General features: G+C 67.0%; 20 protein-coding genes and 1 pseudogene. 10 read left to right on the forward strand and 11 right to left on the reverse strand.

Features of this window, described 5'->3' with window-relative positions:
- Window positions 1-278: ATP dependent DNA ligase (locus tag VFG33_RS21780; RefSeq protein WP_524538145.1), on the forward strand; the 278-nt coding region annotated here is incomplete at its 5' end.
- A 107-nt stretch (window positions 279-385) separates the two neighbouring features.
- Here the strand turns inward: VFG33_RS21780 and VFG33_RS21785 are convergent.
- Both VFG33_RS21785 and lexA read right to left on the reverse strand, forming a co-directional pair.
- Window positions 386-898, reverse strand: a complete 513-nt coding sequence (locus VFG33_RS21785; protein WP_325054760.1) for a glutathione peroxidase — start codon at window positions 896-898, stop codon at window positions 386-388.
- Window positions 899-946: 48 nt separating this feature from the next.
- Window positions 947-1732, reverse strand: a complete 786-nt coding sequence (gene lexA, locus VFG33_RS21790; protein WP_325054761.1) for a transcriptional repressor LexA — start codon at window positions 1730-1732, stop codon at window positions 947-949.
- 386 nt (window positions 1733-2118) lie between these two features.
- On the opposite strand from lexA, the gene VFG33_RS21795 reads away from it, so the two are divergent.
- Together VFG33_RS21795 and VFG33_RS21800 are read left to right on the forward strand one after the other, a co-directional pair.
- Window positions 2119-2655: a LysM peptidoglycan-binding domain-containing protein gene (locus VFG33_RS21795; protein WP_325054762.1), complete on the forward strand. Its 537-nt coding sequence runs from the start codon at window positions 2119-2121 to the stop codon at window positions 2653-2655.
- A 40-nt stretch (window positions 2656-2695) separates the two neighbouring features.
- Window positions 2696-3319, forward strand: a complete 624-nt coding sequence (locus tag VFG33_RS21800) for a GNAT family N-acetyltransferase (protein WP_325054763.1) — start codon at window positions 2696-2698, stop codon at window positions 3317-3319.
- On the opposite strand, the gene VFG33_RS21805 is transcribed toward VFG33_RS21800, so the two are convergent.
- The 4 genes from VFG33_RS21805 to VFG33_RS21820 all read right to left on the reverse strand — a co-directional run bounded on the left by VFG33_RS21805 (window position 3249) and on the right by VFG33_RS21820 (window position 6546).
- Window positions 3249-3473, reverse strand: a complete 225-nt coding sequence (locus tag VFG33_RS21805; protein ID WP_325054764.1) for a helix-turn-helix domain-containing protein — start codon at window positions 3471-3473, stop codon at window positions 3249-3251. The genes VFG33_RS21800 and VFG33_RS21805 overlap by 71 nt on opposite strands.
- Window positions 3473-4069, reverse strand: coding sequence for a DUF2975 domain-containing protein (locus VFG33_RS21810; RefSeq protein ID WP_325054765.1), 597 nt, complete (start codon window positions 4067-4069; stop codon window positions 3473-3475). Before VFG33_RS21810 ends, VFG33_RS21805 begins: the two co-directional genes overlap by 1 nt.
- A gap of 111 nt (window positions 4070-4180) precedes the next feature.
- Window positions 4181-5503: a Gfo/Idh/MocA family protein gene (locus VFG33_RS21815; protein WP_325054766.1), complete on the reverse strand. Its 1323-nt coding sequence runs from the start codon at window positions 5501-5503 to the stop codon at window positions 4181-4183.
- Between the two features lie 92 nt (window positions 5504-5595).
- Window positions 5596-6546, reverse strand: a complete 951-nt coding sequence (locus VFG33_RS21820; protein ID WP_325054767.1) for a nucleoside hydrolase — start codon at window positions 6544-6546, stop codon at window positions 5596-5598.
- Window positions 6547-6965: 419 nt separating this feature from the next.
- Here VFG33_RS21820 and nrdR point away from each other — a divergent pair, with 419 nt between their 5' ends.
- The 4 genes from nrdR to VFG33_RS21840 all read left to right on the forward strand — a co-directional run bounded on the left by nrdR (window position 6966) and on the right by VFG33_RS21840 (window position 13409).
- Window positions 6966-7445: a transcriptional regulator NrdR gene (nrdR, locus tag VFG33_RS21825; protein ID WP_325054768.1), complete on the forward strand. Its 480-nt coding sequence runs from the start codon at window positions 6966-6968 to the stop codon at window positions 7443-7445.
- A gap of 93 nt (window positions 7446-7538) precedes the next feature.
- Window positions 7539-10424 carry a vitamin B12-dependent ribonucleotide reductase gene (locus tag VFG33_RS21830; protein WP_325054769.1) on the forward strand — a complete coding sequence of 962 codons (2886 nt, stop codon included), beginning with the start codon at window positions 7539-7541 and terminating at the stop codon, window positions 10422-10424.
- 196 nt (window positions 10425-10620) lie between these two features.
- Window positions 10621-12264, forward strand: coding sequence for a LuxR C-terminal-related transcriptional regulator (locus VFG33_RS21835; protein WP_325054770.1), 1644 nt, complete (start codon window positions 10621-10623; stop codon window positions 12262-12264).
- Between the two features lie 68 nt (window positions 12265-12332).
- The gene (locus tag VFG33_RS21840; RefSeq protein WP_325054771.1) at window positions 12333-13409 is read left to right on the forward strand and encodes a class I SAM-dependent methyltransferase; all 1077 of its coding nucleotides are present in this window, start codon (window positions 12333-12335) and stop codon (window positions 13407-13409) included.
- 47 nt (window positions 13410-13456) lie between these two features.
- Here the strand turns inward: VFG33_RS21840 and VFG33_RS21845 are convergent, their stop codons facing one another.
- The 3 genes from VFG33_RS21845 to VFG33_RS21855 form a co-directional block, all read right to left on the reverse strand.
- Complete coding sequence (locus VFG33_RS21845) at window positions 13457-14332, reverse strand: oxidoreductase (protein ID WP_325054772.1); 876 nt, start codon at window positions 14330-14332, stop codon at window positions 13457-13459.
- Window positions 14333-14441: 109 nt separating this feature from the next.
- Complete coding sequence (locus tag VFG33_RS21850) at window positions 14442-15056, reverse strand: hypothetical protein (protein ID WP_325054773.1); 615 nt, start codon at window positions 15054-15056, stop codon at window positions 14442-14444.
- The gene (locus tag VFG33_RS21855) at window positions 15053-15568 is read right to left on the reverse strand and encodes a hypothetical protein (protein WP_325054774.1); all 516 of its coding nucleotides are present in this window, start codon (window positions 15566-15568) and stop codon (window positions 15053-15055) included. Before VFG33_RS21855 ends, VFG33_RS21850 begins: the two co-directional genes overlap by 4 nt.
- Before the next feature lie 182 nt (window positions 15569-15750).
- Between VFG33_RS21855 and VFG33_RS21860 the strand changes: the two genes are divergently transcribed.
- Window positions 15751-17793, forward strand: a complete 2043-nt coding sequence (locus tag VFG33_RS21860; RefSeq protein ID WP_325054775.1) for a glycoside hydrolase family 3 protein — start codon at window positions 15751-15753, stop codon at window positions 17791-17793.
- Between the two features lie 57 nt (window positions 17794-17850).
- On the opposite strand, the gene VFG33_RS21865 is transcribed toward VFG33_RS21860, so the two are convergent.
- Window positions 17851-18675 carry an aldo/keto reductase gene (locus tag VFG33_RS21865; RefSeq protein ID WP_325054776.1) on the reverse strand — a complete coding sequence of 275 codons (825 nt, stop codon included), beginning with the start codon at window positions 18673-18675 and terminating at the stop codon, window positions 17851-17853.
- A gap of 394 nt (window positions 18676-19069) precedes the next feature.
- Here VFG33_RS21865 and VFG33_RS21870 point away from each other — a divergent pair, with 394 nt between their 5' ends.
- Both VFG33_RS21870 and VFG33_RS21875 read left to right on the forward strand, forming a co-directional pair.
- Window positions 19070-19699, forward strand: a complete 630-nt coding sequence (locus VFG33_RS21870) for a hypothetical protein (protein ID WP_325054777.1) — start codon at window positions 19070-19072, stop codon at window positions 19697-19699.
- 172 nt (window positions 19700-19871) lie between these two features.
- A complete protein-coding gene (locus tag VFG33_RS21875; protein WP_325054778.1) occupies window positions 19872-20792 on the forward strand; it encodes a hypothetical protein in 921 nt (306 codons plus the stop codon).
- 47 nt (window positions 20793-20839) lie between these two features.
- Here VFG33_RS21875 and VFG33_RS41390 read toward each other — a convergent pair.
- Window positions 20840-20977 (reverse strand): annotated as a pseudogene (locus VFG33_RS41390) (hypothetical protein); the annotation flags it as partial.

Below are 20977 nucleotides of genomic sequence, written 5' to 3' on the forward strand. Positions count from 1 at the left end.
AACCCGGTGGTGACCTGGTCCTGATCGGCAAGGTCGGCTCGGGCCTGGACTTCGCCATGCTCGAAGTCCTCAGTGCCGAACTGGCAGCCCTGGAGATCGACCACCCACCCTTCGACGTCTCCACAGTCCCGAACGCGGACCGTCGAGCCGCCCACTGGCTGGACCCTCTCCTGGTAGCCGAAGTCACCTACTCCGGCTGGGCCGGCGACGGCCGCCTCCGCCACCCCGTCTGGCGAGGCCTCCGCCTGGACATCGACCCAGAATCAGTCCTCCGCTGACAACCACCCAAACGTGCAGACGTGCACGGGAATGATGCGCTGCGACAGGAACTGTTTGTTTGTCTCAAGCAATCAGGCATCGATTCCACCTGACTGTGCAGGAGAAGTCAGTCGTTCGTTTCCCGTCGGCTCGGCGCTGGGACCGCGAGAGCCGCTTCGATCTTGTCCGTCAGTTTCTCCGGCGTGTGCGTCGGTGCGTAGCGTGCGATGACCGCACCGTCGCGCCCGATCAGGAACTTCGTGAAGTTCCACTTGATCCGCCCGCCGAGCAGTCCGCCCTGCTCCCGCTTCAGCCAGTTGAAGAGCGGGAGCGTCTTGGACCCGTTCACGTCGATCTTCGCGAACATCGGGAACGTCACGTGGTAGATCGTCGAGCAGAAGTTCGCGATCTCGTTCTCGTCGCCGGGCTCCTGGTGGCCGAACTGGTCGCAGGGAAAACCAAGCACCGAGAAGCCTTGTTTCCGGTACGACTTGTACAGCTTCTGCAGCCCGGTGTACTGCGGCGTCTGGCTGCACTGCGAAGCCGTGTTCACCACCAGGAGCACCTGGTCACGGAAGTCGGCAAGAGACTGTTCATTGCCTTCGATCCGTGCGGCACTGAAGTCATAGACAGTCGTCATAGCTCAATGCTGACACGACACGCCCGACTTCGCGCGCCGTCTGAGATGTCAGACACGCCGCAGAACTGTTACGACCTTTCCGAGAATGGTCGCGTCCTTGCCGTCGATCGGCTCGAAAGCGGGGTTGTGTGGTAGCAGCCAAATCTCGTTCTTGGTCTTCTTGAACGTCTTCACCGTCGCCTCGCCGTCGATCATGGCAGCGACGATGTCACCGTTCTCCGCGGTCTGCTCCTGCCGCACGACCACCCAGTCGCCGTCGCAGATGGCCGCGTCGATCATCGACTCGCCCTTGACCTTCAGCATGAACAGGGTGCCTTCGCCGACCATTGCCCTGGGCAACGGGAAGACCTCTTCGATGTCCTGCTCGGCAAGGATCGGGTTACCGGCGGCGATCTGGCCGACCACCGGCACGTAGACCGCGTCCGGGTGGGCGTCGCCCGCACCAGTCTCGTCGTACGCCGTCTGCCGCACGGAGCCGAACGATCCGCGCCGGGCGGCGTCGGCGACCTCGTTGGGATAGCGCACCTCGATCGCCCGGGGGCGGTTCGGGTCGCGGCGGAGCAGGCCCTTCTGCTCCAGCACCCGCAACTGGTGCGACACCGACGACGAACTGGTCAGCCCGACCTTCTCGCCGATCTCCCGCATCGAGGGCGGGTAGCCGCGGCTGTCGACCGAATCGCGGATGACGTCCAGCACCCGGCGCTGCCGCGGGGTCAGGCCGGTCGCGTCCGCAGGGCCGTCGGGTAGCTCGGACACGGTCTGGTCGGCCACGTTCTGGCCGCGCTTGCCCGCAGCGCTGCGCTGGTCCTTGCTGGAACCGCTCGGCTTGGCCATCGGTGGCAACTCCTCGGATCGGGCCGGCGGTGAAGCCCGGCCTGCTTTGTCGACTGAGAAGACCGTAGACCGAATCCTGAGATTCTTCAAACATCTGTTCGAAGGCGTGTCGGTTCGCACGTTTGTTCGTGTGTCAGGTTATAGGCGCTCGGGCCGGAGGGAATTTCCACGGCGTGTCCTGGTGGGAATGGTTGCGCGGCGGGCGGCGTTCGGTTAATCATTCGTACAGGCGTTCGATCGAACAGGTGTTCGGGCCGGTCGCCGGAAGGTCGCCGGGCGGTCCGCGGCACGAGTTCGCGGGCCACTCACCGAAAACTGTCGGAGGCGGCCGGTAGACAGGGATCGACACCGCAGGACGAGGTCTGGACGAGGGTCTGGAGGATCCGATGAGCACAGCGGCGCTGGCAACAGACGCACTGGCGACGACCGAGGTGAAGCAGTCACCCGAGGTCGACCCCCGCCGGCGCCCCCGGCCGAGAATCGCCGGTACGACCACCGAGCGCATGCCGGTGCGCGCCTGCTCCGGTGAGGAGCTCGGCCGCCACGTTCAGGTGCGCGCCGTCGGCGAGGCCGGACGGCAGGGAGTTCGCGTCCGCCGTCAGCCGGTCGCCGAGATCGAGCCCTCGGCGCTGCAACTCACCCGGCGCGGCAAGTTGCTGCTCACCACGCTCTCGGTCCTGGTCTTCGGCGCCGCGATCGCGGTCCTCGGCCTCCGGGTCGCGGGGGTGCTCGACCCCGAGCCGCAGTTCTCCCGCACGATTCAGGTCCAGGTCGGCGCCGGCCAGTCCCTCTGGTCGATCGCCCAGGAGACCAACCCGAGCGAGAACCCGGCCACTGTGGTCGAGAAGATCGCCGACCTCAACAACCTCCGCACCGCCGCCGACCTCACCCCCGGCCAAACCCTCCAGATCCCCGTCCGCTGACCACCACCCCCGCTGTCACCGCACCTAATAGGTTGGTCAGGTGGCGACATATGGGGATCTGCCGGCGGAGCTCGAGACCGAACGGCTGCGCATGCGGCGATGGTTGCCGTCGGATGCCGAGGAGTACCGCGGGTTGTGGCTGGAGCGGGATCGCCGTGCGCTACGGCGAATCGACGCGGAGGGGCGCCCGACGGTCGAGGACATTCGTGGGTGGCTCATCCGCAATCCGCTGGCCGCCGACCCCGGCTTGGGGTTGCTGCCGATCGAGCGGCGCGACACGGGCGAGTTCATCGGATACTGCGGATTGACCGTCGGCCAGGCCTCCTTCGACGAACCCGAGATCGCCTACGAGCTTGCGCAGCGGGCTCACGGCCACGGCTATGCCACCGAGGCCGCGCGTGCGGTTCTCGAAGCCGCGGCCCTGACAGGACGCCGACGATTGTGGGCGACCGTGCGGGAGTGGAATGCGCCGTCGTTCCGTGTCCTCGAGAAGCTCGATTTCCACCGGAGCGATCGCGTCACCAAGGATGCCGAGCGCGGCGACTCGATCTGGATGACGCGCGTCCTCGATCAGGCCTGGATGCCATCGAGGGTCAAGGGCGGCGGACGGTCAGCAGGTCGCTCGGCTGGCAATCCAATTCCTGGCAGAGCGCCGTCAGAGTAGTGAACCGGATCGCCTTCGCCCGCCCGTTCTTCAGTACGGACAGATTGGCGAGCGTCAGGCCGACCCGGTCCGCCAGTTCGGTCAGGGTCAGGCCGCGGTCGGCCAGGAGCTTGTCCAGATGGACGTCGACGCGATGACTCTCCTCGGGTGGCATCAGATGACGGATTCCAGTTCGGTCCGCAGTGCCAACCCGCGCCGGAGGATTTCGGCGATCGCGAAGAACCCGAAGCCCACCAGCAGGAACAGTCCGGTCGTTCCCAGGTCCTGTGTGGCCGACAGCCTGCCGTCCGCGGTGACCTGCGAGGTCAGTTCGAGCGAAGCGATCATCTGGACCAGTTGTGCCAGGATGCCGCCGACCAGGGCAACCCAGCCGATCAGGCGGAGCCGCTGGACCGTACCGGCGCTGAACGGATCTCCGCGACGAGCCCGGCGCAACGCGGTCCAGAGCAGGGCCAGCACAGCTCCCGCGACGGCGAACGTCGGGAGCCTGGTCAGGTGGTACGTCACCAGCTGGCGCGGTGTGGGTTCCGCGACGAGCACCTCGACGTCACCGTCGACGACCGCACCGTCCCGCAGCCCGCCCGTGGCACCCCCAACCCCCGTCACCGCATCGGCCGGCACCTGGGCGACCACGACCCCGCCGTCGGCGAGCGTGACGATGTTGAACACGACGATCCCGGCCAGGAGGACCAGGGCGGCCGTGACGAGTCCTTGTAGTTCTGCGAGCCAGTCAGGCCTACGGAATCCCACGACACACACCTCCGACTTATCGATTACCGATATCTCGATAATCGATAAACCAGAACCCGTTGTCAACTCCGCGGACCACTTCGATCAAGGAGTGATCGCCGCGACCGGGGATCAGGCGTCCGCGAGCAGCGTGGTGACGTCGACTGGTTGGCCGGTGGTGAAGGACTGGTTGGCGGCGAGGCCGATGAGTAGGGAGCGGGCGCCGTCGTGGTGGTCTGCCGAGCGGCCGAGCGGATCTTCGGCCGGATCGCCGAAGAGCGACTCGAGCAGCCGGGCATCCCCACCCCCGTGTCCCTGAGCAAGTTCCCCGTGCAGCAACGTCTGCGGCGGCTCCCAATGCGGATGAAGCGTCAAAAGCGCCTCCGTCTCACCCGGAGCAGCATCACCGTGCTGAACGGCCGTCGAATGCTGATGTCCCTCGGTCTGTGCCGCGAACGTGTTCTCGCGGACCAGTAACTCAAGCCGCCCAGCACTCCCGTTGAACCCGATCCGGTACCCCTCCCACGGCGAGTACGCCGTCAGGTGGTAACTCAGCGAAGCGCCGGACGAGTACCGCACGAGCACCGCCATGTCGTCCTCGATGGTGATCCCCGCTCCGAAGACGTTCTGATCCCGGTAGTACCCGTCCTCGTGCTCCGCCTCGAGATAGAGCTCGCGCAACTTGTCCGACTCGGCCAGCTTGATCGCAAAGGGATCGTCCGCGGCCGCCGCGGAACCAGCCGCCCGCTCGTAGTCCCGGGCCAACCCTCGCCGCTTCCCATTGGAATCCCCGTAGAAGAACAGCTTCCCGTCCGCGTAAACCGTCACCGGTTCCGCGTCGATCCACCAGTTCACCAGATCGAAATGGTGGGTCGCCTTGTGCACCATCAGCCCACCGGCATTCGCCTTGTCGCGGTGCCACCGGCGGAAATAGTCGGCGCCGTGCCGCACATCGAGCAGCCACTCGAAATGCACCGAACCGATGTCACCGATCGCCCCCGACGCGAGCACCTCGCGCACCTTCTCGTGCACCGGGTTGTAGCGATAGTTGAACGCCACCCGCACCTCCCCGCCGGTCTTCTCGGCAGCGTCCAGGATCCGCCGGCACCGAGCGGGATCAGTCGTCATCGGCTTCTCGGTGACGACATCACACCCCGCCTCCAGCGCGGCCACGATGTAGTCGTCGTGAGTGCGGTCCATCGACGTCACCACCACGACGTCGACCCGCTGCTCGGCCAGCATCCGCCCGAAATCACCGGCACCGTACTGCGGGACCGCCGCGTGCCCGTGGTCCTCAGCGATCCACCGGTTGTGCACGGTCATCCGGGTCTGGTTCACGTCGCAGAACCCCACCAGCTCGGCGCGATCGGCGTACGGGCCGGCCAGCGCATCGACGAAAGTCTGGGCGCGGGCTCCCAGTCCCACGACGGCGTAGCGGCGTTTGGCGTCAGGCACGGTTCTCCTCAGCGGACACGGCGATTCGGCAACAAATGGCAAACGATTGCCATGCAATCACGCCGTCCCCGGGAACGACAAGTACGGGCCAGCTATTTGACCGTTTTCAGCCAGAGATCCGCGTAGCGCCGGCCATCGACGGCAGTAGCGACCTGTACTACGGTCGGCGCCGCGCCGTACGGGTCGCTCGTCAGGTCGCCGGTCCAGTCGCGGGTGTCCACGATCGTGCGGCCCCGGGACCAGCTGCCGGACAGTTCGATCCGCAGCGGGAACGGTTCGGTGGTCAGCCCGGTCGGGTCGATCACCGCACACACCGCGCCACCGTCCCCGATGCTCGCGCCGTCGGAGCGGTAGAGCAGGCTCCGCTTCTCGATCAGCTTCCCGGCCAGCTCCGCCGACCGCGATCCGGCCAGCCCGCGTGCCTCGTCGAGCGTGATCAGCACGTCGTAGAACACGTCCAGCCCGTACATGGTCACCGGTACGCCGAGTTCGCCGGCCGCGCCGAGCACGATCGCGGCCGCCTCCGGGTCGGTCCAGATGTTGAACTCCGCGGAAGCGGTCGCGTTGCCGATCCCGGCCGCGCCCCCCATGAAGACGATCTCGCGCAAACCCTCGGCCGCCTCCGGATAGGTCCGCAGCAGCAGAGCGATGTTCGTCATCGGCGCCAGTGGGATCAGCGTGATCGGCTCGCCGAGGCTGACCGCTTCCAGCAACACCTCGCGGAGCAACTCGACTGCATGCCGACTGTCCGCAGTACGGGTGGATTTGGGCCAGTCCAGGTCACCGAGGCCGTCGGCGCCGTGGACGTGCGGCGCGGAGCGCACCGGCTGCAACAGCGGTCGGGCGGCGCCCCGCCCCACCGGTACGTCCGTCCGCCCCGCCGCCTCGAGCACGGTGAGCGTGTTGACGACGACCTCCTCGAGGCCGACGTTGCCGCCGACGCAGGTCACCGCCTTGAGGTCGAGATCCGGATGGCGGGCGGCCAACAGCAGGGCGCACGCGTCGTCGAGCCCCGTGTCGACATCGAGAATGACCGGCTTCATCCCCACATCCTCACCCATCCCGGGGGCCTGCGCCGGGCCTGTCCGCGATCGATGGCCGGTTGCCCGTACGGCGTACTCGCGGGGGATCCCGCGGATCTCCGGGCAGCCGTCGTCAGGGCCTCCCGCAAGAGGTCCGGACGACCGTATTTTGCGCCTCCCTCGGGCCGTTCCGGCGGCGCCACGCGGGAGTACATCTGGTCGCGGGAGTGTTGGAACTACTGAGACGCGCGCGAGATCCGATCGTTCTTGCAAACTGTCGGAGCAGCGACGTAGCATCCCTAGATGTAGTAGTTACAAGCCTGTAAGTCATCCACAGGTAGTGGTTGGTTACACACAGGTCATGCACAAGTTGTCCCCAGCTGATCCACAGATTCGTCCCCAGGCAGGGGTCGGTCGACGTACGGGAGGAGTGGTTCGTCGTGCACTGTCCTTATTGCCGGCACGTGGACTCCCGGGTGGTCGACAGCCGGGTCGCCGAGGACGGCGGAGCGATCCGCCGCCGGCGGCAGTGCCCGGTCTGCGAGAAGCGGTTCACCACCGTCGAGCAGATGCAGTTGACGGTCGTGAAGCGCTCCGGCGCCACCGAGCCGTTCAGCCGGGAGAAGGTCATCAACGGTGTGGGCAAGGCCTGCAAGGGCCGCCCCGTCGACGTCGACGCCCTGGCCCGGCTGGGCCAGCGGGTCGAGGACGCGCTGAAGGCCGGCGGCTCGCCGGAGGTGCCCGCGCACGAGGTCGGCCTGGCCATCCTCGGGCCGCTGCGGGAGCTGGACGAGGTCGCGTACCTGCGGTTCGCCAGCGTCTACCGCCAGTTCGAGTCGGCCGACGACTTCGAGACGGAGATCGCGTTGCTCCGGGCCGAGAAAGAGCCCGAGGGCACCGAACCCACCCTCAAGACATAAACCGGGGAAACAGCAGTAACTAGCGACACCGCAGTACAGGCACGACCAACGGGGCGGTCCCGACAGACCGCAGACACAGGGCGAGGAGCAACCATGACAGAGACGGTGACCGGCCACTCGGGGCCGACCAAGAGGTCGGCGGCCGGGTTCCGCAGGGGCAAGAACGCCCCGGCGGGACTCACCATCGAGCGCATCTTCACGACCGAGGGCGTGCACCCGTACGACGACGTGACGTGGGAGCGCCGCGACGTCGTACAGCAGAACTGGAAGACGGGTGAGACCGTCTTCGAGCAGCGCGGGGTCGAGTTCCCCGACTCCTGGAGCGTGAACGCCTCCACCATCGTCACCACCAAGTACTTCCGCGGCGCGGTCGGCCACGACAACCGCGAGTGGAGCCTCAAGCAGCTGCTCGACCGGGTCGTGAAGACCTACCGCAAGGCCGGCGAGGACTACGGGTACTTCGCCACGCCGGGCGACGCCGAGGTGTTCGAGCACGAGCTCACCTGGATGCTGCTGCACCAGTACTTCAGCTTCAACTCGCCGGTCTGGTTCAACGTCGGGACGAGCTCCCCGCAGCAGGTGTCGGCCTGCTTCATCCTCGCCGTCGACGACTCGATGGACTCGATCCTGAACTGGTACAAGGAAGAGGGCCTGATCTTCAAGGGCGGCTCCGGTGCCGGTCTGAACCTGTCCCGGATCCGGTCGTCGAAGGAGCTGCTGCAGTCCTCGGGCGGCACCGCCTCCGGCCCGGTCAGCTTCATGCGCGGTGCCGACGCCTCGGCCGGCACGATCAAGTCCGGTGGCGCCACCCGGCGCGCGGCCAAGATGGTCGTGCTGGACGTGGACCACCCGGACATCGAGGAGTTCGTCGAGACCAAGATGCGCGAGGAGGACAAGATCCGCGTCCTCCGCGACGCCGGGTTCGACATGGACCTCGGCGGCCGCGACATCACCTCCGTGCAGTACCAGAACGCGAACAACTCGGTCCGGGTGACGGACGAGTTCATGCGCGCGGTGGAGGAGAAGGGCGAGTTCGGGCTGCGGGCGCGGATCGACAACTCGATCATCGAGACCGTCGACGCCCGCGAGCTGTTCGACAAGATCGCGCACGCCGCGTGGGCCTGCGCCGACCCGGGTCTGCAGTACGACGACACCATCAACGACTGGCACACCACTCCGGAGACGGGCCGGATCACCGCGTCCAACCCGTGCTCGGAGTACATGCACCTGGACAACTCGTCGTGCAACCTCGCCTCGCTGAACCTGATGAAGTTCCTCACCGACGACGACGCCTTCGACTCGGAGAAGTTCGTCAAGGCGGTCGAGCTGATCATCACCGCGATGGACATCTCGATCTGCTTCGCGGATTTCCCGACCGAGGCGATCGGCGACACCACCCGCGCCTACCGGCAGCTCGGCATCGGCTACGCGAACCTCGGCGCCCTGCTGATGGCGACCGGGCACGCCTACGACTCCGACGGTGGTCGCGCTCTGGCGGGCGCTATCACCTCGCTGATGACGGGTACGTCGTACCGGCGCTCCGCCGAACTGGCCGGAGTGGTCGGCCCGTACGACGGGTTCGAGCGGAACAAGGACGCGCACACCCGGGTGATGCGCAAGCACGCCGCGGCCAACGACGCGATCCGGACCGTGCACCAGATCGACAAGGACGTGCAGAAGTACGCCACGGCCGCCTGGGAGGGCGTGCTGAAGATCGGTGCGAAGAACGGCTGGCGGAACGCGCAGGCCTCGGTGCTCGCCCCGACCGGGACCATCGGCTTCATGATGGACTGCGACACCACCGGGATCGAGCCGGACTTCTCGCTGGTCAAGTTCAAGAAGCTGGTCGGCGGCGGCTCGATGCAGATCGTCAACCAGACGGTGCCGCGGGCGCTGCGTCAGTACGGCTACACCGAGGAGACGATCGAGGCGATCGTCGAGTACATCTCGGAGCACGGCCACGTCGTCGACGCACCCGGGCTGAAGACCGAGCACTACGAGATCTTCGACACCGCGATGGGCGAGCGGGCCATCAGGCCGATGGGCCACGTCCGGATGATGGCGGCCGCGCAGCCATTTTTGAGTGGCGCGATTAGCAAAACCGTAAATCTTCCTGAGACGGCAACAGTCGAGGAAATCGCCGACGTCTACTACCAGGGTTGGAAGCTTGGTCTGAAGGCGCTGGCCGTCTACCGCGACAACTGCAAGGTGGGCCAGCCGCTGTCGGACTCCAAGTCCGCCAAGGCCAGCGCCGCGGCTGACGCTGCTGCCGCCGAGCCGATCATCGAGAAGATCATCGAGTACCGGCCGACCCGGAAGCGTCTGCCGAAGTCGCGTCCGTCGCGCACCACCTCGTTCAGCGTCGGTGGCGCCGAGGGCTACATGACGGCCGGCTCCTACCCCGACGACGGGCTGGGCGAGGTCTTCCTGAAGATGGGCAAGCAGGGTTCCACCCTGGCCGGGGTGATGGACGCCTTCTCGATCGCGATCTCGATCGCGCTGCAGCACGGCGTCCCGCTGGAGACCTACGTGCAGAAGTTCACCAACCTGAAGTTCGAGCCGGCCGGTCTGACCGACGACCCGGACGTCCGGATGGCGCAGTCGATCATGGACTACATCTTCCGCCGCCTGGCCCTTGACCACCTGTCCTTCGACGAGCGGTCCGCACTGGGGATCTACTCGGCCGACGAGCGGTCCCGGCAGCTCGACACGGGTTCCTACGAGGCCCCGGTCGAGATCTCCGAGGCCGAGTCCCTGAAGGCCGTCGAGCCGGTCGCCGACAAGGCCCCCGCATCCCCGGAGGCGGCGTCAGCCAAGCCGATCGACACGTCTGAGGTCCGCACCACAGCAGAGATGTTCGAACTCATCACCGGCACCTCGGTCGATGCCCCGCTCTGCTTCACCTGCGGCACCAAGATGCGCCCCAGCGGCTCCTGCTACGTCTGCGAAGGCTGCGGCAGCACCTCCGGCTGCAGCTGAACCCTGAGTGGCTGCACCCCTGAGTGGCTGCACCCCTGAGTGAAAGCGCCACGGCCCCCGGGAACTTCCCACATTCCCCGGGGGCCGCAGCGCGTCCCGGCACCCGAGTAGTTGCCCCGCCGACGACAGTCAACTCATCGAGGTGGGTTGTCTGTGCCTACTGCGGTAGAGGTGGACGTCCCGTACCGTCGGAGTTGTGGTGGAGACGGTTGCTCTCCTCGCGGCAGGGGGAGAAGCGCTTGCCGGCGGGGACTGGGCGGCGGCGCGGGGTGCGTTCGGTGAGTCGGTCGGGATCGAGGCGACCGCCGAGGGCCTTGCCGGCCTGGGGAATGCGCACTGGTGGCTGGGGGAGGTCCGGGACGCGTTCTCCTGCTGGGAGCGGGCGTACGCGAAGTTCAGGCGGTCGGAACCGGCACAGGCCGTGTTCATGGCACTCGGTCTCAGCCTGCTGTACGACGCGAACTTCGGGGATCGTGCCGCGGCCAAGGGATGGGCGGCACGCGCTGTCCGGCTGGCCCAATCGGTCCAGGACCCAGTGGTCAGCGCGTGGGCCTCTCTTGCCAAGGGAGGATCGGCGGACGATCCGGCCGAGGTCGCGGTCTGGTCGGAGGCAGCGCACGGCGTCGGCGTCAAAGCAGAGGATCGCGATCTCGAGCTCTGCGCTCTGAGCATGTGGGGTTCGGCGCTGATCAACCTCGGCCAGGTGACGGACGGCACGGCTCTGCTGGACGAGGCGCTGGCCGGTGCGCTCGGGGGCGAAGGCGCCAACCTCGACACCGTCGTCTTCACCAGTTGTCTGCTGATGCGATCGTGCATCCGCGGTGCCGACTTCGTGCGGGTCGCGCAATGGACCAGGTCCCTGGATGAGTTCATCGAGCAGTACGGCTGCCCGTACCTCCACGCGACCTGCCGGGCCTCGTACGGCGCAGTACTGGTGGCGACTGGTGATTGGCGGCGGGCGGAAGGTGAGCTGACTGCGGCTGTAGAGCTCGCCAGGGACGCAATGCCTGCGGTCCAGGCGGAGGCGGCCGCATTCCTTGCCGACCTGCGGCTCGCCCAGGGCCGGGTTGGCGAGGCGCAACGGCTACTCAGCGGCTTCGAGGACCGCAGCATCGTCCGCCCCGTACTGGCTGACGCGTACCTCGCTGCCGGGCAGACCGCAATGGCAGTGTCGGTGGCGCGACGGCAACTCGACACTTTGGAGACCCAGTGTCTCGAGGAGGCCCGGCTACGTGAGGTGCTTGGTGAGGCCTGTCTCATCACTGGGAACTCGAAAGGCGCGGCAGACGAGGCTGCACAGTTGGCGGCCCTCGGTGCGCGGACAGACAGCGGCTTGATCACCGCGCGGGCTGAGCGGCTGGCCGGGCGGGCTCTGGTTGCTCAGGGCAAGCAGGCGGAGGCTGTCGCACACCTGTCGGCCGCGCAGGCACAGTTTGGCCGGTTGGAGATGCCGCTCGAGGTGGCGCGGACACGGATGTCGCTGGCTACGGCGCTTGCCGCGCAGGAGCCTGAGCCGGCGGTAGCCGAGGCACGGATCGCTCTGACGGTGTTCGAGGAACTGGGCGCATCCAGTGATGCGGATGCGGCCGCCGCCTGGCTGCGGTCGGCCGGTGCAGCTGCGGCGCGCGTCGGACCGAGAGGGCTCGGTCTGCTGACCAAACGCGAGCGCGACGTCCTCGCAGTACTGGCTGAGGGGCTGCCGAACCCAGAGATCGCCGCACGCCTCTACATCAGTCGCCGCACGGTGGAGCACCACGTGGCCAGCATCCTGTCGAAGCTCGGCCTGCGAAACCGGACTGAGGCTGCTTCCTACGCTGCGCATAACCCGACGGAGAAGTAGGTGAGTTCACCGATGCCCGGAGCCGCGCCGGGGTCGATGCTCGAGAGCACCGACTGAAGGAGTTCACCATGAGCGACACACTCGCCTTCGATCCGGCTCGCGCCGAGGCCTTCGGGCAGCAGGTGGGTGGCGTCCTCAACGACGCTACCCTCGCGCTGCTGATGAGCATCGGTCACCGGGTCGGCCTCTTCGACACCCTGGCTGACCTGCCGGCAGCGACCAGCCACGAGATCGCCGGCGCCGCGGATCTCCAGGAGCGCTACGTCCGCGAGTGGCTCGGCGGGATGACCACCGCGCGGGTGGTGGAATACAACCCCACCGAGCGCACCTACTGGTTACCGCCGGAGCATGCGGCGCTGCTGACCCGGGCTGCTGGACCGGACAACGTTGCCGCGGCGATGCAGTTCATCAGCTTGCTGGCGGGCGTCGAATCGCACCTGGTGGACTGCTTCCGACGCGGTGGTGGTGTGTCCTACTCGGAGTACACGGAGTTCCACAAGCTGATGGCTGAGGACAGCGGCGCGGTCCTGGACGCGGCACTGATCGACTCCATCCTTCCGCTGGTCCCGGGGCTGCCCGAGCGTCTGCGCGAGGGCATCGGCGTGGCCGACGTCGGCTGCGGCAGCGGGCACGCCATCAACCTGATCACCCAGGCCTACCCACGCAGCCGCGGCGTCGGCTACGACTTCTCGGAGGAGGGAATCGCGGCTGGACGCGCGGAAGCTGCCAGCCTCGGACTGACGAACGCCGACTTCGTCGTGCGGGACGTTGCCGAGCTGGGGGAGCGCGATCAGTACGATCTCGTCATCGCGTTCGACGCCATCCACGACCAGGCGCATCCCGCCGAGGTTCTCACCGGCATCGCGGCCTCGCTCCGGCCCGGTGGCGTCTTCCTGATGGTGGACATCCAGGCCTCCAGCAACCTCGAGGACAACGTCGGCCACCCGTTCGCGACGTTCCTCTACGGGGTGTCCACGATGCACTGCATGACGGTCTCGCTGTCCCTCGACGGCGACGGCCTCGGGACGGTCTGGGGGCGGCAGAAGGCCGAGCAGATGCTCGCCGACGCTGGGTTCTCGTCCGTCGAGGTCGCCAACGTCGAGGCCGACGCCTTCAACGCCTACTACATCGCCAGAAAGGACTGATCCGTACTGCGCGACGCCGGGGCGGATGCCGTTGGCACAAGGAGAGGTCAGAGCGGTTCGATGGAGTAGCTGACGCCGGTGAGGAGTTCGGAGCGCTCCCACAGGTTGGCGGCGACCTTGGTGTCTCGCGATCTCCGGCTTGAGCGGACCAGAGTCGGGTAGCCGTTGCGCTGCATGAATCCGTCCGGTCCGATGCAGACGCCACCGTTGACGCCAGGTGCGGTCGCCGCGTACACGATCGGGAGTACGCCCATCTCTGGCGTCTGTGCGGAGCCGCCGGCCAGGATCTTGCCCTGGAGCGAGGTGTCCCGGCGCTGCCCCTCGGTCGAAGCGAGTCCGGGGTGAGCCGCCACCGAGATGGTTCGCCTCCCCGCGGCGGACAGCCGTCGTTGGAGCTCGTACGCGAACAGCAAGTTGGCCAGCTTGGACTGCATGTAAGCCCGCCAGCGTTGGTAGCGGCGGTGCTCCCAGTTCAGATCGTCGTTGATCCTGCCCAGCACGTGCAGACCGCTGGACACTGTGACGACGCGACTGCGCACGCGGTCGCCCAGCAGCCCGGTCAGCGCGAACGCTCCAAGATGATTAGTGCCGATGTGCCTCTCAAAACCGTCCACGGTCGTGTCCTTCGGCACCGCCATCACGCCCGCGTTGTTGATCAGCACGTCGACCTCGCCGTCGAGGCCGTCGGCAAAAGCCCGCACCGACGCCAAGTCCGCCAAATCGAGCCTGCGCACCTCGGTATCACCGTCGATCGCGTCTGCCACCAACTGCGCTTTGTCCAGGTTGCGGCACGCCATAATCACCTTCGCGCCGGCCTTGGCCAGCACCCGAGTCGCTTCCGCACCAAGTCCACTATTCGCGCCCGTGACGATCACCGTGCGCCCACGCTGTTCGGGAACGTCGGCCCCAGTCCACTTGCCCATGTCGCGCCCTCCGCCGCGAGTCTCGCACTCAGGCAACCAACCCGCCACCCGTCGCCGCCGTCCCGTTCGGGGTCGCAAAGCGATCCCTCCCCGTACTGCGCTGGGTTGGTTAGCGTTCGCGGGGCTGTTCGGGGCCGGTTGGGGGTTGGGGTGAGGCGCGGGTGCCGAACTGGGCGGCGTCGAGCGGTTTGGAGGTGCTGAGGGGCTTCTGGCCGGCCCAGGCGTGGGCGATGGCGCGTTGGGTGTCGCGGTCGGCCTGACGTTTGGCCTCGTTGCCGCCGGAGGAGGCAGATCGGTCGCCGAATCGGTCGAGCTCAGGTTGTCTGGTAGTCAGGTCCCGGCCGAGCCTCGTGCTGGTTGCGTCGTAGACGTTGTTGTCGCCGTGGCGTGGGTGGATTGCGAGCAGCTCGCGGCCGTTCCGGTCCCCGTCGAGGTTCATCGCCGGGATCTCGCGAAAGGTCAACCGATGCTCAGCCCTCCGCCGCGGATCGGCCTGCAGCTTTGACGCCACGCAGTCGCGGAGGTCCCCTTTGCCCGCCTCGTAGCCCAGCACGTGGTGGCCGTCCGAGCGTCCCGACATCAGATCGGACATCTCCCGAAGGATCTGCTTACGCAGGAAGTCGGCCTGGCCGCCCGGATGCCGGTCTGCCTCTTCAGCAAGGCGGCGGAAATCGTCGGAAAACTGCTCTCCGATCAGCAGTTCGTGGACCGGCCGTTCGGTCACTTCCGCTCGTCGTCTTCCCGACGGATCTCATCGAGCACGCGCTGTGTTTCCGGCCCCATCATCTCTGCGAACTCGTCCAGGGTCATCGCGCGGCTGGTGGGTAGGGGCTGGGTGTTGTAGATGCGGACTGTCGGGTCGTCGAGTTGGCCGGCGGGGGGTTCGTCGTCGCCGCGGAGGTGGCGGTATTGCTGGGGCGACATGATGACGGCTTCGGGTTCGTCGGAGTTGGTCCACAGGACTGGTTCGCGGAGGTTGCCTTCGCGGATGGTGGCGACGATGGCCGGAAGTTGGGCCTTGATGTCGTCGACCGTCAGCAGCCTGCCTGACACGGGGAACTTCTGCGGCCCACCCAAATCCTCGAACTCGTCGTAGGTGAGCAGCACAGCTTCAGGCAAACCTTCGTCGCCGAAGGCGAAGGCGAAGCTGTTCTCGTTGCGGAACCGCGCCAGCACGGCGATCGGATCACGTCGTACGTCGTCGACGGAACGGAGCTGTGCATCGTTCGCTGCCATTAGCCGATCCTACGACGGCGATCCGTCCGGTCGCGCAGAGTTATCCACAGCCAGGCGAAACAGCTCCGCGCCATGGGGAATTGCCGTTGGGCGCAACGAGGTTGGCGAAATCTTGACCTCGGGTGGGGATCGCCGGAGTGTGACGGGAAAGCCCCATTCCCTACTCGCCTGGGGAGCAAGTCATGCGTTTCAGTGAATCACCTCGTTGGGCTCGCCGAACGACCGTTGTCGCGGTCGCCCTGGCGTTGGCCGTAGTGCCGACGCGTTCGGTTGGTGTTGCACCTAACTCGTTCGGGACGGCAGCCGCCCCGAGTACGGCGTACGGGACTGATCTGGCCGGGCGGACGCTCATCCGCAACAGCGGTCAGGGGTACTTGAACGCCAAGCTGCCGGTCCGGCATCGCGTGCAGGATCTGCTGCGGCGGATGACGCTGGAGGAGAAGGTCGGCCAGATGACGCAGGCCGAGCGTGGTGGTGACCTAGCCGACGATCCGTCGCTCGTCACCACCTTGCTGCTGGGTTCGGTGCTGTCCGGTGGCGGCTCCGTGCCGACGCCGAACACACCGCAGGCCTGGGCGGACATGGTCGACACCTTCCAGTCGAACGCGCTGCAGACCCGCCTGCAGATCCCGATCCTGTACGGCGTGGACTCGGTGCACGGGCACGGGAACTTGCTAGGGGCAACGGTCTTCCCGCACAACATCGGACTGGGCTCGACCTGGGATCCCAAGCTGGTCGAGAGAATCGAACATGTGGTCGCCGAGGAGACCCGCGCGACCGGTCCGCAATGGGCCTTCGCGCCGTGCGTCTGCGTGGCGCGCGACACCAGGTGGGGGCGGACCTACGAGAGCTTCTCGGAGAGCCCCGAGTTGGTCACCCGGTACGCATCGAGCATCGAGGGCTTCCAAGGCAAACACACTGGAGACCTGAACGACGCGGATCGCGTTCTGGCCAGCGCCAAACACTATGCGGGTGACGGTGACACCGTGTTCGGTTCCGCGATCGGCGACTACACGATCGACCAGGGCGTGACCGTCACGAACCGCCGCGACTTCGCGCGGCTCGCCCTCGCGCCTTACCTGCCTGCCGTACGCCGGTACGACGTGGGCACCGTGATGCCGTCCTTCTCGAGCGTCGACTGGACCGAGGACGGAGTCGGCAACCCGGTCAAGATGCACGCGAACCGCGAGCTGATCACCGGTGTCCTGAAGGGCAAGATCGGTTTCGACGGGTTCGTCATCTCCGACTGGGAAGGGATTCATCAGATTCCGGGGGACTGGGCGACCCAGGTCCGTACCGGTGTCAACGCGGGCATCGACATGTTCATGGAGCCGAATGCGTACCGATCTTTCGAGACCACCTTGCTCGCGGAGGTGAAGGCCGGTCGCGTCTCACAGTCGCGCATCGACGACGCAGTACGGCGGATCCTGACCAAGAAGTTCGAGCTCGGCCTGTTCGAGAAGCCCTACACGGATCGCACCCACCTCGCCCAGGTGGGATCGCCGCAACACCGCGCGCTGGCGCGGGAAGCCGTGGCCAAGTCGCAGGTGCTGTTGAAGAACGCAGGCGCCCTGCTGCCGTTGAAGAAGAACGCGAAGATGTACGTCGCCGGCCGCAACGCCGACGACATCGGCAACCAGGCAGGCGGCTGGACCCTGACCTGGCAGGGCGGTTCGGGTCAACACCGGATTCCGGGCAACACGATCCTCGACGGCATTCGCCAGGTCGCACCAGGTGCGCAAGTCACCTACAGCAAGGACGGCTCGGCCCCAACGACCGGCAGTGAGGTCGCTGTCGTTGTCGTGGGCGAGACCCCGTACGCCGAAGGCTTCGGTGACGTGGGCGGTCCGGAGTGGGGCTTCGACCCGGAGGACGGCGGAGTACTGCGCGAACCGAAGAGCCTGGAACTGCAGCCCGGCGACAAAGCCGTTGTGGACAAGGTGTGTAGCGCCATCGCCAAGTGCGTCGTACTGGTCGTGTCCGGGCGGCCGCAGGTGATCGCACCGGCTCAGCTCGGCAAGATCGACTCTCTGGTGGCGTCCTGGTTGCCGGGATCGCAGGGTGAAGGCGTGGCCGATGTGCTGTTCGGCAAGAAGCCCTTCACCGGCAAGCTTTCCCACACCTGGCCCCGAACCGCAGCTCAGGAACCCATCAACATCGGCGACCGCAACTACCACCCGCTCTACCCCTTCGGATGGGGCCTCCGCACTACTGCGCGCCACTAGCGCCCGCCCGCAGCCCAGCCGGTGCACTGGCTGTACCGGCTGGGCGGGGATGGTTGGTTAGTGGCCGGACTTGTCGGAGTCGGCCGGGGATGAGCCTGTGCAATCGAGTGCCGACAGGTCCGCTAGCTCCGCGTCTGTGAGTTCGAAGTCGAACACTGCGAGGTTCTGCGCGAGCCGCTGCCGATTGGACGACTTAGGAATCGGTACTACGTCCTGCTGGACTTCCCACCGCAGTACGACCTGAGCAGGCGTCTTGTCGTGCGCCCGGGCGATCTCCACCACGGTCGGATGCTCCAGCAGGTCACCGCCCTTGCCGATCGGGCTCCAGGCCTCGGTGACGATTCCGTGCTTCGCATGGAAGTCGCGGTTGTCCTGCTTGATCCACAGTGGACTCAGCTGGATCTGGTTCACCTCAGGCGCGACACCGGTCTCGTCGATCAACCGCTGCAGGTGCGACGGCTTGAAGTTGGACGTGCCGATCGCCCGGACCAGCCCTGCCTCACGCAGCGCGATCAGCCCACGCCAGGCTTCGACGTACTGGTCCTGGCCCGGGTTCGGCCAGTGGATCAGTAGTAGGTCGAGGTAGTCCAGGCCGAGCTTCTCGGCGCTCGCCTCGAAAGCTGTCCGCGCGCCGTCGACGCTGTGCCAGCGCTTGTTGAACTTCGACGTGACGAAGAGTTCCTCGCGCGGGGCTCCCTTGAGCGCGCGGCCGACGCCGACCTCGTTGCGGTAGTTCTCGGCGGTGTCGATCAGGCGATAGCCCACCTCGAGAGCCGCGACGACGGCCTGCTCGGCGGCATCGTCTCCCATCGGGGAGGTGCCGAGCCCGATACGCGGCATCGTGGTCCCGTGGCTCAGCGTGACGGTCGGTGCTTGACTCATGGAATTCCCCTCGGCCGGCTGGTTCCTGCCGCCACGGTATCCGGCGGCCTCGGACCGAAAACTGTCGGTGGTCCGGGTGATGATGGAACTGGGTCGAGAGCGGCCCGGAAGCAGGACGGGATCAGGTCGGACGGGCCGGATCCAGGACGGGATCAGGTTCGGACGGGGCCGGATCCGGGACGGGATCGGGGTTCGGGTTCAGGTCGGGAGGGGCCGGAATCAGGACGCGGTCCGGTCGTGCTGGGCTCGGAACCGGGATCTGGCCGGGGCGGTTTGCCCGGATTCAGGACGTGACCGGATGGGGGTGGGCGGGTCGGGACGGACTGGTTCATGATGGGGCTCGGATCAGATGGCTGGGGCTTCGGAGTCGGGGCCGGAAGGCGAGGGGGCGGCGATGAAAAACCGGCTGATCACGTTGGTGGACCTCGGCCTGGACAGTTCCTTCGACGCGTCGATGACGTTCGTGCAGGGCATCGCCGGCAATATCAACGCCGGCTGGGACAGCCCGGTGGTCGACGTCAACTTCGTCCGCACCCGCGACCACGAGACCGCCTTCTCGGCGCTGACCACCCCGTCCACCGTGCTGCACGTGATGGCGCACGGTGACCACAGCGAGGAGCCGTCGTTCCTGTCCACGGACGGGAAGACCCAGGTCTCGCTCACCGCGCTGGCCGACTGGTTCCTGGATCGTTCGTGGGGGATCGCGAGCGGCGTGGTGATCGCGGACGGCTGCAAGACCGGCATCGGCAAGTGGCAACGCGCGATCCGGGACTGCCTCCAGGACGACATCACCTACATCGGCACCAGCCAGGTGATCGGCTGGTACGAGGCAACCGTCTTCTGCTCGGCCTTCTACGGCGCCCTGATCCGCAACCGCGGCCTGGGCCGAAGCCCCGCCGAGCAAGGCTGGGACGCCGCTGACCGCGCGATCCGCGCCTACGAAACCCTCACCGACACCCGCTGCCCCTACCGGCCGGTCCTCCTCACTCCTTCCCGCCGAGCCCTCCGCTCCCTGGCCGGCTGACGCAACGGGAGCCGGCCAGCGGGTCGGCGACACGCTGTCGGTCGCTACGGTCCGTGAGGCATGGAAAACTTTCTGTTGCTCTGCGTACCGTCCACAAACCGCCAACGAAACTCCTCGGGGACCCGCCAACCAGCCGGTAGGCCGGCTGGCAGCTGCATTGAAGGACACCTCGATGAAGCTCACCAGAAGCGCCCTGATCACGGCGGCTGTGATCGTTGTCCTCCTGGATCTGCTCGGTCTGATCATCGGTCTGCCAGGGTGGGCGGTCGTCCTCCTCTCCGTCGCCGTCCTGGTCGCCCTCGCGATGCTGGGCAAGGAGCCGGAACCCCCGAAGCCGGCGCCAACCCCACCACCACCCGCCCCGGCCCGGACGCCGGAGCACCACGACCCGGTTTTCAGCGGCCCGCCGACCCGGACGATCTCCAACGTCCGCATCCCGTCGGCCTCAGCCGATTTCTCCTTCGTCTTCTCGGCCGTCGTCCAGTGGTCGACGGTGCTCACGGGCTCGAGGCACGCGGACCTCGGCAGCGTGGCTGTGGATGCCTTGCTCAGCCGTGCGAGAGCCCTGACCGCCGCCCAGCAGCCGACCGAGGTCTCGCTCAACCAGCACCGGCTCGCCGCGCTGCTCGGCGAACCCGATCTGGACGAACGAGGACAGGTCCGCACCTGGGCCACCGAGGTTCGCCTCAGGCTGCCCGACGCCGACAGCAAACACCTCGAGGTCCTCGCCGCGCTGCACCGCCGGGAACAGACCACGCTGCTGGAGCGCCGGATGGAACGGGACAAACGGGCCTACTTCAAGGACGACGTCCTTTCCACCCCCGGATCCGCGATGGTCTGGTGGCTCGTCAACCACCCGGGCGAGGTCGAGAAATGCGTCGACCTGCTGGGCACCCTGACGCAACTCTCGGCGGTCGCCAACAACCTGCCGCTCCACGTCGTCGACCAACCCGACGGCGAGTCGAGCGCCAACGGCCTGGTGCCGGCCATCGCCGACACCTCGACGGCGGAGCTCGCCGCCCTGGTCGCGGGCGATCAGGAGGCGGGCGATCGCCACAAGGAGGGCTACCGCGAGGAGTTCTCCTCGGAGTGAGGTCGGTAGGGCCGGCGTCGAAGCAGGGGAGGGCCGGCTCTACCGGGTCAGGTGTCGATCCAGCGGATCGTGGTGGCGCCGTTGTGACCGTGAATGGTGAGGAGCGCATCGATCCCGTCCTGCCAGATAGTCGTGGTGGGATAACGGCCGCCCCAGTGCAGGGCGACGGTGCCGTCGGACCACTC

The organism is Kribbella sp. (assembly GCF_035687465.1).
In the GTDB taxonomy this organism is placed as follows: domain Bacteria; phylum Actinomycetota; class Actinomycetes; order Propionibacteriales; family Kribbellaceae; genus Kribbella.

Bases quoted from the DNA above. Each gene is read 5' to 3' on its own strand.
- VFG33_RS21785 (WP_325054760.1), bottom strand. From the start codon at position 898: ATGACGACTGTCTATGACTTCAGTGCCGCACGGATCGAAGGCAATGAA.
- lexA (WP_325054761.1), bottom strand. From the start codon at position 1,732: ATGGCCAAGCCGAGCGGTTCCAGCAAGGACCAGCGCAGCGCTGCGGGC.
- VFG33_RS21795 (WP_325054762.1), top strand. From the start codon at position 2,119: ATGAGCACAGCGGCGCTGGCAACAGACGCACTGGCGACGACCGAGGTG.
- VFG33_RS21805 (WP_325054764.1), bottom strand. From the start codon at position 3,473: ATGCCACCCGAGGAGAGTCATCGCGTCGACGTCCATCTGGACAAGCTC.
- VFG33_RS21820 (WP_325054767.1), bottom strand. From the start codon at position 6,546: ATGAAGCCGGTCATTCTCGATGTCGACACGGGGCTCGACGACGCGTGC.
- VFG33_RS21830 (WP_325054769.1), top strand. From the start codon at position 7,539: ATGACAGAGACGGTGACCGGCCACTCGGGGCCGACCAAGAGGTCGGCG.
- VFG33_RS21840 (WP_325054771.1), top strand. From the start codon at position 12,333: ATGAGCGACACACTCGCCTTCGATCCGGCTCGCGCCGAGGCCTTCGGG.
- VFG33_RS21845 (WP_325054772.1), bottom strand. From the start codon at position 14,332: ATGGGCAAGTGGACTGGGGCCGACGTTCCCGAACAGCGTGGGCGCACG.
- VFG33_RS21855 (WP_325054774.1), bottom strand. From the start codon at position 15,568: ATGGCAGCGAACGATGCACAGCTCCGTTCCGTCGACGACGTACGACGT.
- VFG33_RS21860 (WP_325054775.1), top strand. From the start codon at position 15,751: ATGCGTTTCAGTGAATCACCTCGTTGGGCTCGCCGAACGACCGTTGTC.
- VFG33_RS21865 (WP_325054776.1), bottom strand. From the start codon at position 18,675: ATGAGTCAAGCACCGACCGTCACGCTGAGCCACGGGACCACGATGCCG.
- VFG33_RS21870 (WP_325054777.1), top strand. From the start codon at position 19,070: ATGAAAAACCGGCTGATCACGTTGGTGGACCTCGGCCTGGACAGTTCC.
- VFG33_RS21875 (WP_325054778.1), top strand. From the start codon at position 19,872: ATGAAGCTCACCAGAAGCGCCCTGATCACGGCGGCTGTGATCGTTGTC.